This is a genomic window from Faecalicatena orotica (assembly GCF_003149245.1).
Taxonomy (GTDB): domain Bacteria; phylum Bacillota; class Clostridia; order Lachnospirales; family Lachnospiraceae; genus Faecalicatena_A; species Faecalicatena_A orotica.
On record NZ_QGDL01000004.1, the window covers coordinates 96,562 to 111,534 of the forward strand.

Here is a 14,973-nt window from a genome sequence, read left to right on the forward strand (position 1 = left end):
GATTTTCCACTTCAGATTAAATCACATAGTTTCTCAAGTATTTTGCACTCAGCACTACTGCCTTCTTTGCCTCCTCGAGACTTCCTTCAAACGCCTTATCCTCTACTTCGATACAAGTATATCCTTTGTACCCGATATCGGTAAGGGCGGATACATATCTGCCCCAGTCCACATCCCCGAGTCCCGGAAGTTTGGGTGACATGTATTCCAGCGGTGCCGCCATGATTCCTACATCGGCGAGCCTGTCTTCATATACCTTGATATCTTTGTAGTGTACATGGAAGATCTTGTCTTTAAACTCATACAATGGCTTAATATAGTCAATTCTCTGCCATACAAAATGAGACGGGTCATAATTTATGCCCAGATTCGGACTATCAAGAATCTCAAAAACCTTCCTCCAGTTTGCCGGTGAGGTCATCAGGTTTTGTCCCCCCGGCCATTCATCTTCGGTGAACAGCATCGGACAGTTTTCAATAGCGATCTTAACACCTTTCTCTTCTGCGTATTTCACAATCGGGGGCCATACCTCTTTCACAATTTCCAGATTTTCTGTGACTGTCTTTTGTGGGTCCCTTCCAATAAAAGTAGTAACCATATTCACATCCAGCATTGCAGATGCGTCTATCAGATTATAAAGATGTGTTATATAAGCCTCCCTCTTCTCCAGATCTGGTTCCAGTGTATTCGGATAGTATGCAAGAGAAGAGATTTCAACGCCCCTTTCTTTACAATACTCATTGATGTATTTCGCCTTTTCCTGATTCAGACCGGCCACATCGATATGGCTGACTCCTGCATAACGCCTTGATGCGCCCCCTTGCGGCCAGCATGCAACTTCCAGACATTCCAGATGGTTCTCTGCCGCAAAGTCAACAACCTCTTCAAAACGCATTTCCTCACATATCGCTGTGATAAATCCCAATTTCATGCTGTGACCTCCTATTTTACTTTAAATAATTCTGATATTGTTCTTTTAGTTCCTTCAGATTTGGTATTTGTCCGGGGCCGACTGCTTTTGTCTTAATCTCCGTAGAATGTTCCAGCTTACCGTCCCATCTTAATCTTGATCGTTTCTGTTCTTCCTCACTGAATGTAGCACAGATTTTTCCGTTTTCTATTGACAGGTCCCCATATATGCCGCAGACCGGGCACTCTATAGAGGTATGGTCTTTCGATACTGTCAGCATGCTGCAGTGGCAGACCGGGCAGATTCCTTCCTCTTCTCCGCGCCATTTGATACGTTCCTCCTCGGTCTCTGCATCCAGAGCGGCGGCAATATTGTATCCGATGCTTCTGGCACGTTCCATCTCTGAATCATTTCCAAGTACGTGTTCATAAGCCATAGCCCCAAAATACTGATGCATGTCTATCACATCGATCCCCATAGACATAGTAAATTCATACATAGTAGGCAGCATAAAAGAAAGCCAGTTTTCTGTCATGGCTCCTCCCACGGAAAGCAAGGCCCCGACACGCTTTTTAAAGCTTCTTTCATCCGGGAGCTGATCCACGGGCTTTCCTGCTTTTATGCCCTGATCAAATGTTCCTTTTCTAAAGGTGATGTCATGGGATGGTCCGATCCTGTCGCAGACTGTTTTAAATCTTCCTGTCGGTGATAATACATAGGTCGGGCTTCCTGCAATCACTGCATCGCATTCCATAAGCGCCTCATCAATGATATGCATATCGTCTTTCAGAGGACAGCCGCCTTTCCCGCGTCCCGTTGTCATTCCCACGACACAGGAGATACATCCTGTACAGGCTTTGATATCAAGGTCATCCGCGCGGATAAACTGCACCTCATGTCCCGCCTTTTCACACTCCATCAGTGCTGCTTTTATCATAACGTCTGTGTTGCCCATCTTTCTTCCGAAGGAAATTCCTAATACCTTTTTCTTCATCTTTTGTCCACCTACGCAATCTCTACTTCACGTTCCATCGTGCCAACAATCGGCACCGGAATATATGCGGTTCTCGTAGATACTGTCAGTTCCACCTTGTGGGTTCCCTTCGACAGGCCGTTTTCCTTCAGTACCCGTATATAAAGTGGTTCGCCGTACTCCCATTTGTATGATGTTACTGTCTGCATTTCATCTAAAGTAAACCAGTCTTCCTGATCAACGCTGCAGCGGATTTGTTCCCGCAGAATCTCTGTCCCGTCCAGCTTCACTTTTACATCGTTCACCATAGATAAAGGAATGGCACGGTAATATGTAATATGGGTCTGCAGTTCGAACCCGGTAATCTGATTGTCAGCCGTGATATTTTTGCATGTTCCTTTTATAAATACATTATTATCAAACATCGTTTATCCCCTATCCTTCCATTTCCTGAATATATCTGCGAAGCATTTCCTGATGTGCGGCAACCTGTTCTTTTTCAACCATAGGATGCCCCGGAAGAATCCAGCGGTTTCCTTCATATTCAGTTGACACATACCCGTCATAATCATGGTCATGAAGATACTGAAGCAGCCCCTTATAATCAACAGAGTATTCCTCACCATCAGCCATCTCCCACAGCTTAAAGTGGAAATGCTTAATATATTTCATGTATTTGTCCAGTGTTTCATACGGTGTATTCTCGTAACCATCAGCCAGCATAATATATGGCATATCCTTTTCTGTGGCAATTGCCGCAAGCTCCGGTTTCATATTATGCTGTTCATCAAATGCATGGGTACCGTCCAGTCCCTTGTCAAACAGGCTGTTAAAATATTCTACAACCTTTGGATTCGTTCCCAGTACCTTCATATTATAGTCGTTGTAAACCCTTGGAATCCTGTGGCAGAAGATACCGGCATCTACAACAAGCCCGCAGTACGGGGAATCCACTCGTACCATTTCCTCAATAAAGCCTCTTGTCTCCGGAATTCCGAAGCTCATGCCTGCATGTATCTCAAGGGCAAATGCAACATCATATTTCTCTGCATACGGAAGCAGCGGCTCGATTACAAATGCAGGCACCATAGATACTAAACGGATCAAATGAAATCCCATGCGGTGTGCAAGTTTTATCTCGTCAATGAGAAGGTCTATACACTCCCTTTTTGTTAATGTCCGGTTGTTGTACAAATTTGTATTTAAAAATACATCTGAACAGACTGGTTTTATTTTATAGGTTTCCATCAGGTAATCCCAGTGTTTCAGAGATTCCTCAGACGGATGTGGTGTGTTGTGGATCATCTGGTCCGGAAGTAGTTCCAGACCCTCAACTTTATGCTCTGCCAGATACTTCATGATGTCTTCCAGAGTCATCCTCTTATTCATATATTCATCCTGAAGGCTGTACAGGCTTACGCATGTTTTAATTGCCATATTATCTCCTCTTTTCTCTATTCAAAATCTACGGACTTCCCGGTTTTTGCGGATTCTCTGACTGCATCCATGACTGTCAGGACTCTCCGTGTCTCGGGGATTTTCACAAGGAAATCCTCTTCCCCATAATATGCTTTTTTATAATTTTCAAAATAATCTCTGTGGCAGGTATTCACCTTCGGCACGTCTTCTGTTACGATTTTTCCCGGTGCAGGCGGTCCGAAGGAACGTGTAGGACCTGCAGCCGTCATTGTCCTGGAGCCGCTTACGTTCGTAAGAAGCTCTGTTGTCCTGACAATCCTCCCTTCCGGTTCAAATCCGTCCACATAGGCAGTCCCCTTGTTTCCACCCATAATCCAGTGTCGTTCGAACCACTTATCCTGAGGTTTATCCGCCAACAGATAGGTTCCCAGTTCAACTTCCGCCATCACTTGATTGTCAAACCTCAGCAGAATCTTAAAATAATCATCCACTTCAAAATTAATGACATTTCTCACATCCGCATAGATGGACGTGATTTTTGCTTCCGGCATCATGAAGAGGATCTGGTCAATCAAATGTACTCCCCAGTCATAAAGCATGCCTCCGCCTTCGCTTATGTAAACATGCCAGTCATGCATATTTCCATTGAATCCATAGAGACTGTTTTTCATCATATAAACGTCCCCGAGAGCCTTTTGGTCAAAGATTTCTTTCATGATTCTGAAGTCCTGATCCAGACGCCTCTGATGGTGGACCGTAAATTTCACTCCGCACTCATTTGTCACACGGACCATGTCATCCAGTTCCTCCAAAGACATGGCTGCCGGCTTCTCACATATGATATCTTTTCCTGCCCTTGCAGCCTGTATGACCAGATCATGATGTTGGTTGTTATTTGCCGCAATCAGTACAACGTCCACTTCCGGGTCTGCCAAAAGCGCCTCGTTGCTTTCGTATCTTTTTAACCCTTCCTTAACATCATCCAATTGTTTCGGATCCCTGTCAGAAAACCCGATCAAACGAATGCCTTCCATCTGACTGAGCATTGTCTCATGCTCATGTCCCATAAAACCGTGACCAATCACTGCGATTCTGATATCTTCCATTTCTTCCTCCCGTTGAAACCTCAATCTTTAATCCAATTTGATTTCCTGACCTGACTCTGCGGCTTTATAGATCGTGTCCAGAATCTGGGTAACAACAAATGCCTGCTGCGGTTTTACAAGCGGTTCCTTATCTTCGATAATTGCCTCCAGCCACTGTTTACATTCCAGCACTTCCGGGGAACCGCCGCCATTTCCTTCAAAAAATGCAATGGCACCTGCATCTGAAATATGTTCTTCCGTTAAAATTCCGCCGGTTGTCTCATTGAATACAAGATCATATCCTTCCTGACTCATTCCTCCGATCATCTCTGCTCCCGCCTTCGTTCCGCAAAGAGTGGCAGCTGCTTCTCTTGAATCCTTTACATTCAATGCCCATGCAGACTCAAGGAAGATCGCCGCACCGTTTTTCATCTTGATATAACCGAACGCTGAATCTTCAACCTCATAAGTCTTTGGGTCCCACGGTCCGAACATATTGCCTTCTGTCGCTTCCGGAAGATGGCCCAGTTTTTCAAAAACAGATCCTGTAATGGATGCGGGCTCATAATTATCCATGCACCATAATGTGATATCCAGTGCATGCGTTCCAATATCGATCAGCGGACCGCCGCCCTGCTTTGACTTGTCCGGGAACACACCCCATGTAGGTACGGCTCTCCTTCTGACTGCATGTGCCTTTGCAAAATAGATTTCTCCAAGTTTCCCTTCTTCACAGGCCCTCTTAAGTGCCCGTGCGTCTGTACGGAAACGGTTCTGATATCCAATTGTAAATTTCTTTCCGGATTTCTCCCATGCATCCATCATTTTCTGTGCATCTTCTGTCGTCGCAGCCATCGGCTTCTCGCAAAGTACATGTTTCCCAGCGTTAAAAGCTGCTACTGTAACCGGGCAGTGTGAGTTATTTGGTGTGCATACATGCACCACGTCAATCTCTTCATCTTTCAGCATTTCGTTATAGTCTGTATAGACTTTTGCATCAGGCGTGCCGAATTTCTCAGCACCTGCCTTTGCACGTTCTTCAATAATGTCACAAAAAGCTACGATTTCGCACTTATCACTCTGTGATGTAAGCGCCGGGAAATGTTTTTGATTTGCGATTCCTCCGCATCCTACAACTGCCACCTGTAATTTTCCGTTCTTCATCTTCATATCCTCCTGATTATTTATTTGTTTTAATTTATTGATTTTGATTTTTTTCTTTTAATTTCTGACGGATATCATCTGCATCTTTGTCACTCATGTTCCATAAAAAACATGCGGCTGCAGCCACTATGAAAAGAATTGCCGGGATCAGGTTTACCACTGTATTAATTCCCTTCAATGCTGATACAGTCTGCTCTGCATTTGCCACATAACCGAAAGCCGCAAGAAGAAGCACTCCGATCGAACCGCCAAGTGCATTCCCGATCTTTGTCGCCAGCCCATATGTTGCATATGCTGTCCCGTCTGTCCGCACCCCGGTCTTTAACTCCATATAATCTACAGAGTCTGACACCATCGATAACGTCATTGGGAAACCGACATTAAACAGGCCAAATATCCAGCACCCTGCCAGAACCATTGTCATATTATCAAACGGTGCAAAATAAATGACTAAAAGTCCGACAGCCTGAATCAGCATAGATCCCATCAGGACGTTTCTTTTTCCAAATTTTTTCGCCGCCATCGGAACAAAGAAGGAACCGATTACAGCGCCAATAGAAGGAATCGTCATGATAAGGGCAATCATTGTGAAGGAGCCAAGGCAGTAGATCACATAAAACGCACACACTGCAATACGTCCCATGAATGCCGTCATCTGAAGTGTCATGATCAGCATGACAATCATCAGGTATTTATTTTTGACCAGATTATTGATCGTTGTTTTAAAGGAAAATTTTTGTATTTCCCCAATCGGCTGCACATTTTCTTTTGCTGTGAAGAACACGATTAAAAACAGCGGGATGGCTATGATTCCATAAATAACGGCTACCATCATATATCCATGTCCGTTTGCAACTTCTGCCCCTGAACCTGAAAATTTCAGTGCAAGACCTGCGGAACAGGCATTTACGATAATCATTCCAAGATTCATACCGATGTTTCTGGATGTATTAATTGTATTTCTCTGTGCCGCATCTTCTGTCATAACACCTGCCAGGGCCGCATAAGGAATATTGGTCAGTGTATACAGCATTCCCGCTATGATATATGTTGCCGCTGCCCATATAATCCCTGCCACGCTGGAACCGCCGAACGGGTTTGTAAATGTCAGGACACCGAACAATGCCAGAAACGGACATCCAAATGCTATGTACGGGCGGAACCTCCCGAATCTGGAGCGTGTCCGTTCTGCAATTGCCCCCATCATTGGATCATTAACAGCATCCCATATACGGGCGCCCATCATAATTACTGACACAATGGCCGGAGCAAGGCCGACAACATCTGTGTAAAACAATGTTAAATAAGAACCAACAAAAGTCCATACGAACTGTGATGCCAGATCTCCAAAACCGTAGCATATGACTGCTGCTTTTGAAGCCCTCTTTTGATTTTCCATAATATTTTCTCCATTCACTATTAGTAGTCACATTAGAATTGTAAGACGTCTTCCCGAATTCATTTTGTAAAATAAGTATATCCTGAGAAAACATAATTCGCTTTTATGCTGTTCCAATATACTTGTCTATATTTGCAGCCTGCAATAAAAAAAGAAACCAGTGCAACAATCGTAGTATGATTATTGCACCGATTTCTCTTTTCTTGTTTTTCTAGTAATCCTTATAAATATGGAACAAGGCAATTTCATGGGGCTGCAGTTCAGAAACAAATTCAAGCTCTCCCTGTCCGGAATATACCCTTTCCATGCTAAGATGGGGTGTACATATATTTCTCAGGTACTTCAAATCACTCCCTGAAAGCTCTGCCTCGCAATTAAAACGGAGCCATTCTGTAAGAATGCACCCATACTGATTATTCAGCAGATGTTTTTTTACGATATATTTCTGGTCTGATACCACGTTTTTAAGTCTGAAGGAGACCTCCAATATCTTATTATCTTCAAAAATGGCGTCTAAATTCCTAATATCCAGATCATCCTCATCTTTCATATAATAATTGGCGCTGTACCACTTAAAGTTAAAGCACACAATATAATAGTCGCCATGTTCATTTGCCGTCACAATATAATTGGGACCCGATGAGACAAATAAAGGTCCCAGCTGGTTGAGGAAGTCGATTGCATAATAGGCTGGTTTTCTTACCCCGTCTTTTGTAAGAAGCCCTACCCCTCCCTGTATTATATTTACAGAATCATAATACGTACTGATCCAGTCTGACCCCATCCAGAAACAGGCCGTATCCACCCTCCCCCACATGGCGGCTGTCATTTTCATAATAAACGCAGCCCTGAAGCAGCTGTCGTTCAAATAATTCCGATTGGAAAGGGCATTACTCCACTCTGTAATACACAGCTTCCTGTCTGCAACCTTGCATTCCTGCATGATATTTTTCACAATGTCGATCTGTTCAGAAAGGAAATCAAAATCAGTAATCCTCTGGGCGTAATTGACGTCCTGTTCATCGCTGAGTGACTGGTACGGAAACAAAATCATTGTTACAAAATCTGGAACACAATTCTCCTGACGGCATTGATTCAGGTAGGTCCTGAATATCTCTTCCTTCTTATCTATAATGATACTTGGTCCGCCGATCCGGGCCCCCGGCGCAGCTTCCTTAACTTGAAAATACCAGCTTTTATAATACTCGAAAAATTCTGCCGCGTCATAACCACTTTTCTGATGCTCCACATCAAACGTATATTCATAAAGCCAGCTGCTGATTTCGTCAAGGCCAAACCTTTTTGCAATATGCCACATAAAGCTTCTGACGATGTTTTCCCATTCCGCCTTTGTCTGATACTCCATCGCCTCTTCTTCATAGAACAGCATCTCTTTCCCGTTTTTCACCGCACATTCCGGCCTGCTGCCGAAATCAAGGTATGGTTTCATACCGTGGGACACCAGAAATTCCAGAATTGTGTCAATACTGTCAAAATTGTAATTACCTCTTCTCGAATCCTGCCGTATCTTTAATCTGGTGGAAAACAGATTCCATATGCGTACATATTTAAAATGAAGATTCTCTACCAAATACAGTGTATGGTACTGCAGGTTAGCCAGTGTCAGGTTATAAGCAGAACCGATATTAATAACCGTATTCCAGAATGGCCGGCTGGCCTTTGCATTCTGAATATCATTTTCTATCGTAATACCGCTGATACCTTGATTTGACTGGTCCGTATTCACCAGTTTTTCCAGCTTGCGTTTTATTTTTTCTTCCAGAAGCACGCTTTCCTTTGCCTCTGTGGTAACATGGGGCTTATTTTTCTTTCTGTACTGTGAGGGCGGCATCCCGAAATTTTCCTGAAAAACCTTGCTGAATACAGATGGATTCGAAAACCCGTTGTCGACTGCAATCTTTGTCAGTGGTTCATCCGAATACAGCAGATCATTGAGTGCATAATGCAGCCGGACACTAGAAACATATTCTGCAAAATATACCCCTGTCTCTTTCTTAAAAAACCGGGATAAGGAAGATGGGGATAAATATAACTTTTCTGCAAGGGTATTCAGGCTCAGCTGGTGCTGGTAGTTCATATTAATATAGTTAATCACTATTTGCAGACGCTCACTCGGGTCCTTAATAGATTCCTGCCTCCCAACCTGATACTGAACGAGGAATTTTTCTATCAGGCAGTCTAAAAGCTCATATTTCAGGCTATATATCATACAGTCCGTGCGGTGCTGGTTTTCAAGTGCATGATATACAATCTTATTCAGTATTTCCCGCAGTTTCGTATACGGCCTCGCTGTATCGGCGGCAGTATTGCAGATAAAAGTGAAACATTCATTCTGCATAACATCCGCCAGGACAAGATAGGATATTTTTATTGTAAACGCAATGGTATTATCACCGCAGTCAAACTGGTGCACAGTCCCCGCATTCACAAGTACGATCCCGTCCTTTCCAAAGGTATACGCTTTATCCGCAACAGATACCCTTGCTTCCCCTTCCAGAACATATAAAATTATAAGCTCCGGAACGGATGCCTTTTTTCCTCTTCTGTTCTGGATCAGCTCCACTTCTATCCCATCAAATTTCCACTTTTTTATCATCTGCCATCGCCCTTTGCATAAGTCTTCTTTCATTTTATCATATACGTTTGGTTCTTTCTACTTAAAAGAAGATGGCAGGGCGCTGTTCAATAAAAGCATTACACGCATTGCGCGGGATATGCGGCGGCTGCAAGAGTATATCGACCTTTTAGCAGCGCACGGCGTTTCACTCTATTGTGTGCAGGAACAGCTTTTGTTCAGGGGAGATTGAAAATGAAAGTATTGCCGCATGAGATGGAGTTACCTAAAGGAATATCACCCCGGCCTGTATAATTCCCTGCTTTTGAACGAAAAACTTTATCCGCACCTGTTAGAGCTTGAGCGAACAGCCAATAAACGCATAGAAACCATGCTGCCACGTATGATGGTAGCGGATGGTGTAACAGAGGAATTGAAAGGCCGCGATCCCATGGGCTGGGTACAGATGATGAACGTATTGAAAGCACAGGCAGAGGAAACCATATTGAATGAATTAATTTATAGCGAGGAGACATAGCAATGTTGACTTTTGAAAAAGTGTTAGAAGTTTTTACTGACCAGCTCCGTAAAGACCAGCTTTATGAGATGGTGCAGACCAGCCACGGTTATACATTGGTGGCATGGGAGGAAAACCGAAGCCAGTGGTACAGCGTAGAGATACAGAAAACGCCCGCCGACCTGTTGACAGCGCTGCTGGATATTTATGCTAACTTTCTGGAAGATGAAATCACAAAAAATGAAAGGTAATTAACACCGGAAGAAGAAAAAGAAATCAAAGTGAAATGCGGATTGCTGCAAGCACAGTGCGAAACAGAATAACTGCCAAGGAGAAACGGAGGCTTCACTTGTGGAGCTACCGTTTCTCTGGCTTCATGGATCCTTTTGGTGGTAACAGGTTTGATTTTCAAATCTTCGTTGTCATATTAAAAAATTGTTGAAAGTTTTGATATGGATATTGACAACCCCCTTTATTTGCCGTATCATATAACAGTGTTATATAGCAGTGCTATAAGAGGGGATGAGTTAATGAATGAAGTGGAACAGACAACATTAAATCTAATTCTTTCAGCCGCCATGCAGGAATTTCTTGAAAAAGGTTTCAAATCCGCTTCCTTGCGAAATATTGTCAAAACAGCGAGGGTCACAACGGGCGCGTTCTATGGTTACTATCACAGCAAGGAAGATTTATTTGAAGCACTGGTAGGTGAACAGTACGACTTTCTTTTGAACTGCTTCTGCAAGGCTCAGAAAGAATTTGCTGAAATCCCACCAGAAGAACAGCCAAACAATCTTACCGACGTTTCCGGCGAGTGTATGTACGAAATGCTTTTGTATGCCTATGAACATTTGAATGAATTTAAGCTCATTCTTTGCTGTTCAGAGGGGACGCGTTTTTCCAAACTGATTGATGAAATGGTAGAGGTAGAAACAAAAGGAACGCATGATTATTTGGCGGTGCTTGATGAGTTAGGCAGACCATCGCCGCCTATTGATGAACGGTTAGAGCATATATTGATTACCGGAATGTTTAATACATTTTTTGAGTTGATTATACATGAAATGCCGATTGAAGAAGCAAAGCATTATCTAAAAGAAATGAGAGCTTTTTACACCGCCGGGTGGATGAAAATTATGGGGCAATAAGCCCTATAATTTTTACAGATAAGTTAGTAACGACTAACTCGTTGCAGTGGATATTCGAGAACGCATATTACGTTTTCATATCATAAATTATTTTAAGGAGGTTTTTTAATGAAAAAGCAATCTAATCTATCAAGATTGATGGAGTATGCCGAGAAACATAAGATATTAACCTATCTTTCTTGGGTACTGTCCGTAACGAGTGCGCTGTTGGCTCTTGTGCCTTTTGGGTACATATGGCTTATCATTCACGACATACTGGAGGTTTCCCCTGAATTTCCACAGGCGGGGAATGTCACACGCTATGGCTGGTCTGCTGTATTGTTTGCGGTTATATCTGTTGTGGTTTATATATCCGCCTTGATGTGCTCGCACATCAGCGCGTTCCGGGTGGCCGCGAATATCCGAAAAGAACTTATGCGGCATATCACAACCCTGCCGCTTGGAGTGACGGAAAAGTATGGAAGCGGGAAGCTGCGACGGATCGTAAATAGTTCCAGTGCCGCTACCGAAACGTATCTTGCACATAGGCTACCCGACAAAGCGGGGGCGATTGCCACACCAATAGGACTGCTCTTTTTACTGCTCGCGTTTGATTGGCGGTTGGGACTTCTAAGCCTTGTTCCCGTTGCGCTTGGCTTTCTGATTATGATGAAAATGACCGGAAAAGATATGGCGCAGAGAATGGAGCAGTATCAAAATTCGCTTTCCGATATGTCAAATGAAGCCGTTGAATATGTAAGGGGCATACCCGTCGTAAAAACTTTTGGGCAGACAATTTTCTCTTTCAAACGCTTCAAAGACTCGATTGATAATTATGAAAAATGGGTAATCGCATACACAAAAGCATTAAGGCTCCCTATGATGTTTTATACAACCGCAATCAATGGTGTATTTGCCTTTCTAATCGCCGGAGGTATTCTCTTTACAAGGGGCGGAGTAACAAATGAGTTGTTGCTGAATCTTATTTTCTACATTGTAATTACGCCTGTTATCGGTACGACACTCACTAAAATCATGTTTATGAGCGAGGACGCACTGATTGTAAGTGACGCAATAAACAGGATTGATGAAGTGCTGTACGAGAAGCCACTGTCTGAAAGCCCAGTGAACAATATACCGTCTGATTATTCGATCGCATTAGAACACGTTACTTACAGCTATGATGGGGAGAAAAAAGCACTCAATGATGTATCTATGCGGATCAAGCAGGGAGAGACAATCGCATTAGTTGGAGCATCCGGCGGCGGCAAGACGACACTTGCAAATATCGTGACAAGATTTTTTGACCCAGTGGAGGGGCGCGTACTGATAGGAAATATGGACATACGCGATATTCCGAAAGAAACACTGATGAATAAAGTGTCTTTTGTATTTCAAAACAGCCGCCTGATTAAAGCGTCTATATTAGAAAATGTGCGTTTGGCAAAGCCGGGAGCGACACGCGAAGAAATCACCCATGCTTTGAAAGCTGCACAGTGCCTGGATATTATTGAAAAGTTACCGAACGGCATAGATACCGTTGTTGGAACAAATGGGGTGTACCTGTCAGGCGGCGAACAGCAGCGAATAGCGATTGCCCGCGCCATTTTGAAAAACGCACCTATCCTCATTCTTGATGAGGCGACGGCATTTGCCGACCCTGACAACGAGGTACTGATCCAGCAGGCATTATCTGCTCTTTCAAAAGGGAAAACAGTTATTATGATTGCACACAGGCTGTCGTCAATCACAGACACAGACTGCATTTATGTACTGCAAGACGGCAAAATTGCCGAAAGCGGCACACATAGCAAACTGATAGAGAGAAACGGCATATTCACGCGTATGTGGAAGAATTATTCCGAAGCGGCAGAATGGAGAATTGCAAAGGAGGCAAAAGCATGATTAAGACATTGCAAAGACGCTTTGCGTTATCAAAAGAGGGGGCCGTCGATTTAATAAAAGGGTGTATTGCCTGCGTTGCACAGGATATATCTTTTATGTTTCCTGTTGGGCTTCTGTATTACTTTGTCATGGATACTATGAATGGCGGTGTGAGTGAAAATCGCATAGCTTTTTATGTAGTTGGCGCTTTGGTTTGCTTATGCCTTATCTTTATCGCGACTTGGTTTCAATATAACACTACTTATTTAGCAACCTATGTGGAAAGTGGGGTAAGGCGTATTTCCTTAGCCGAGCAGCTCCGAAAAATCCCGTTATCCTTTTTTGGCAAAAAAGACCTTGCCGATTTGACAAATTCTATTATGGGAGACTGTGCAACACTTGAAACAGCATTTTCCCATTATGTCCCCGCCTTAGCAGGCTCCATTATTTCAACAACGCTGATCGCGATCTGCCTTTTTGTTTACGATTGGCGTATGGCTCTTGCGGCGGTTTGGGTTTTGCCGATTGCATTTGCAATCACATTCTTTTCAGCCCGCATACAAGGATATTTTAACCGTAAATCCGTAGCCGCAAATGTCGCTCTTGAAAGCGGTGTGCAGGAGTGCATTGAGAGTTTGCAGGACTTAAAAGCCAATAATGCGGAAGAGAGTTATCTGAAAGGACTCGGCAGAAAGATTGATTATGTAGAAAAGCGGCACATTATTTCAGAACTTGGAACAGCCCTTTTTGTTGTCTCGTCCACGCTAATATTAAAGTTTGGAATTGCCACGGTTGCGCTTGTAGGTTCAGCTCTGCTCATTCGCGGGGAGATTGATATTCCGCTGTTCTTTATGTTTTTACTTGTCGCTTCAAGGCTGTATGCTCCACTTGAAGGCGCATTGCAAAATCTTGCGGCGGTGATTTCTACCAAAACAAACATAGACCGCATGAATGAAATCCTTGATCACCCAATTCAGACAGGCAGCCGCCGGGTAACTAATAAAGGCTATGATATTGTTTTCGACCATGTGGGCTTCGCTTACAATACCGGGGAAACCGTATTGAAGGATGTCTCTTTAATTGCAAAACAAGGGGAAGTTACCGCATTGGTCGGTCCGTCCGGCGGCGGCAAAACGACGGTGTCGCGCCTTGCGGCAAGATTTTGGGATATAACCAAAGGCAAAATCACTGTCGGCGGTATGGATATATCGAAGATAGAACCGGAAACATTATTGTCGCTGTACTCCATTGTTTTTCAAGATGTGACGCTGTTTAACAATACAATCATGGAGAATATCAGAATAGGCAGAAAAGACGCGACAGATGAAGAAGTGATTGCGGCGGCAAAGTTGGCTAATTGTGAAGAATTTGCAGTAAAGCTCCCGGACGGTTACAACAGTATGATTGGTGAAAATGGTTGTGAATTGTCCGGCGGAGAAAGGCAGCGTATTTCAATCGCCCGCGCTTTTCTCAAAAATTCCCCTATCATTTTACTGGACGAAGCAACGGCAAGCCTTGATGTGGAAAATGAAACACTGATACAAGCTGCTTTGTCAAGGCTGATACAGGATAAGACCGTGCTTGTTATTGCTCACCGTATGCGTACTGTCAGCGGTGCGGATAAAGTGGTTGTGCTTTCGGACGGTTGCGTTGCAGAGCAAGGTGCACCAAAGCAACTGATGAATACAGGCAAGATTTATCCACACATGATAAAGTTACAAATGATTAGCCAGGACTGGGGTATTTAGTATGGATACTGAATGGTAATCAAAGAGCCAGGCGCAGAGCCGATAACCTACGAGAATATATCTCACGGTTACCGACTCTGCTTTTGCATAGGGCTTATGAAATGCGGATTGGCACCGACGGCTTTGAAAAATCAAGGCAGCTTTTTCTATGCGGCCACAGGAGGGCCGGACA

Annotated in this window: 13 protein-coding genes; 5 read left to right on the top strand and 8 right to left on the bottom strand. The window is 43.6% G+C overall.

Features of this window, described 5'->3' with window-relative positions; translation table 11 throughout:
- Positions 1 to 16 precede the first annotated feature (16 nt).
- From A8806_RS07995 to A8806_RS08030, 8 genes are all read right to left on the bottom strand, one after another.
- Positions 17 to 931, bottom strand: coding sequence for a sugar phosphate isomerase/epimerase family protein (locus A8806_RS07995; protein WP_109730670.1), 915 nt, complete (start codon positions 929 to 931; stop codon positions 17 to 19).
- 16 nt (positions 932 to 947) lie between these two features.
- On the bottom strand, positions 948 to 1,904 hold the full coding sequence (locus A8806_RS08000; RefSeq protein WP_109730671.1) for a flavodoxin family protein: 957 nt from the start codon (positions 1,902 to 1,904) through the stop codon (positions 948 to 950).
- Between the two features lie 11 nt (positions 1,905 to 1,915).
- On the bottom strand, positions 1,916 to 2,308 hold the full coding sequence (locus tag A8806_RS08005) for a C-glycoside deglycosidase beta subunit domain-containing protein (RefSeq protein ID WP_109730672.1): 393 nt from the start codon (positions 2,306 to 2,308) through the stop codon (positions 1,916 to 1,918).
- Between the two features lie 10 nt (positions 2,309 to 2,318).
- Entirely contained in the window at positions 2,319 to 3,320 is a 1,002-nt protein-coding gene (locus A8806_RS08010; protein ID WP_109730673.1) for a sugar phosphate isomerase/epimerase family protein, read from the bottom strand.
- 17 nt (positions 3,321 to 3,337) lie between these two features.
- On the bottom strand, positions 3,338 to 4,408 hold the full coding sequence (locus A8806_RS08015) for a Gfo/Idh/MocA family protein (RefSeq protein WP_109730674.1): 1,071 nt from the start codon (positions 4,406 to 4,408) through the stop codon (positions 3,338 to 3,340).
- Between the two features lie 27 nt (positions 4,409 to 4,435).
- Positions 4,436 to 5,551, bottom strand: coding sequence for a Gfo/Idh/MocA family protein (locus tag A8806_RS08020; protein ID WP_109730675.1), 1,116 nt, complete (start codon positions 5,549 to 5,551; stop codon positions 4,436 to 4,438).
- 34 nt (positions 5,552 to 5,585) lie between these two features.
- Entirely contained in the window at positions 5,586 to 6,950 is a 1,365-nt protein-coding gene (locus A8806_RS08025; RefSeq protein WP_109730676.1) for an MFS transporter, read from the bottom strand.
- A 211-nt stretch (positions 6,951 to 7,161) separates the two neighbouring features.
- Entirely contained in the window at positions 7,162 to 9,567 is a 2,406-nt protein-coding gene (locus A8806_RS08030; protein WP_181368629.1) for a GH39 family glycosyl hydrolase, read from the bottom strand.
- A 229-nt stretch (positions 9,568 to 9,796) separates the two neighbouring features.
- Between A8806_RS08030 and A8806_RS08035 the strand changes: the two genes are divergently transcribed.
- The 5 genes from A8806_RS08035 to A8806_RS08055 all read left to right on the top strand — a co-directional run bounded on the left by A8806_RS08035 (position 9,797) and on the right by A8806_RS08055 (position 14,801).
- Positions 9,797 to 10,063 carry a TnpV protein gene (locus A8806_RS08035; RefSeq protein ID WP_109730678.1) on the top strand — a complete coding sequence of 89 codons (267 nt, stop codon included), beginning with the start codon at positions 9,797 to 9,799 and terminating at the stop codon, positions 10,061 to 10,063.
- Between the two features lie 2 nt (positions 10,064 to 10,065).
- Positions 10,066 to 10,293 carry a hypothetical protein gene (locus A8806_RS08040; protein WP_242996002.1) on the top strand — a complete coding sequence of 76 codons (228 nt, stop codon included), beginning with the start codon at positions 10,066 to 10,068 and terminating at the stop codon, positions 10,291 to 10,293.
- Positions 10,294 to 10,572: 279 nt separating this feature from the next.
- Positions 10,573 to 11,190, top strand: a complete 618-nt coding sequence (locus A8806_RS08045) for a TetR/AcrR family transcriptional regulator (protein ID WP_109730679.1) — start codon at positions 10,573 to 10,575, stop codon at positions 11,188 to 11,190.
- Between the two features lie 108 nt (positions 11,191 to 11,298).
- The gene (locus A8806_RS08050; RefSeq protein ID WP_109730680.1) at positions 11,299 to 13,074 is read left to right on the top strand and encodes an ABC transporter ATP-binding protein; all 1,776 of its coding nucleotides are present in this window, start codon (positions 11,299 to 11,301) and stop codon (positions 13,072 to 13,074) included.
- Complete coding sequence (locus A8806_RS08055) at positions 13,071 to 14,801, top strand: ABC transporter ATP-binding protein (protein ID WP_109730681.1); 1,731 nt, start codon at positions 13,071 to 13,073, stop codon at positions 14,799 to 14,801. Before A8806_RS08050 ends, A8806_RS08055 begins: the two co-directional genes overlap by 4 nt.
- Positions 14,802 to 14,973 lie beyond the last annotated feature (172 nt).

Excerpts from the sequence above, each read along its gene's own strand:
- A8806_RS07995 (WP_109730670.1), bottom strand. The coding sequence starts at position 931 with ATGAAATTGGGATTTATCACAGCGATATGTGAGGAAATGCGTTTTGAA.
- A8806_RS08000 (WP_109730671.1), bottom strand. The coding sequence starts at position 1,904 with ATGAAGAAAAAGGTATTAGGAATTTCCTTCGGAAGAAAGATGGGCAAC.
- A8806_RS08005 (WP_109730672.1), bottom strand. The coding sequence starts at position 2,308 with ATGTTTGATAATAATGTATTTATAAAAGGAACATGCAAAAATATCACG.
- A8806_RS08010 (WP_109730673.1), bottom strand. The coding sequence starts at position 3,320 with ATGGCAATTAAAACATGCGTAAGCCTGTACAGCCTTCAGGATGAATAT.
- A8806_RS08015 (WP_109730674.1), bottom strand. The coding sequence starts at position 4,408 with ATGGAAGATATCAGAATCGCAGTGATTGGTCACGGTTTTATGGGACAT.
- A8806_RS08020 (WP_109730675.1), bottom strand. The coding sequence starts at position 5,551 with ATGAAGAACGGAAAATTACAGGTGGCAGTTGTAGGATGCGGAGGAATC.
- A8806_RS08025 (WP_109730676.1), bottom strand. The coding sequence starts at position 6,950 with ATGGAAAATCAAAAGAGGGCTTCAAAAGCAGCAGTCATATGCTACGGT.
- A8806_RS08030 (WP_181368629.1), bottom strand. The coding sequence starts at position 9,567 with ATGATAAAAAAGTGGAAATTTGATGGGATAGAAGTGGAGCTGATCCAG.
- A8806_RS08035 (WP_109730678.1), top strand. The coding sequence starts at position 9,797 with ATGAGATGGAGTTACCTAAAGGAATATCACCCCGGCCTGTATAATTCC.
- A8806_RS08040 (WP_242996002.1), top strand. The coding sequence starts at position 10,066 with ATGTTGACTTTTGAAAAAGTGTTAGAAGTTTTTACTGACCAGCTCCGT.
- A8806_RS08045 (WP_109730679.1), top strand. The coding sequence starts at position 10,573 with ATGAATGAAGTGGAACAGACAACATTAAATCTAATTCTTTCAGCCGCC.
- A8806_RS08050 (WP_109730680.1), top strand. The coding sequence starts at position 11,299 with ATGAAAAAGCAATCTAATCTATCAAGATTGATGGAGTATGCCGAGAAA.
- A8806_RS08055 (WP_109730681.1), top strand. The coding sequence starts at position 13,071 with ATGATTAAGACATTGCAAAGACGCTTTGCGTTATCAAAAGAGGGGGCC.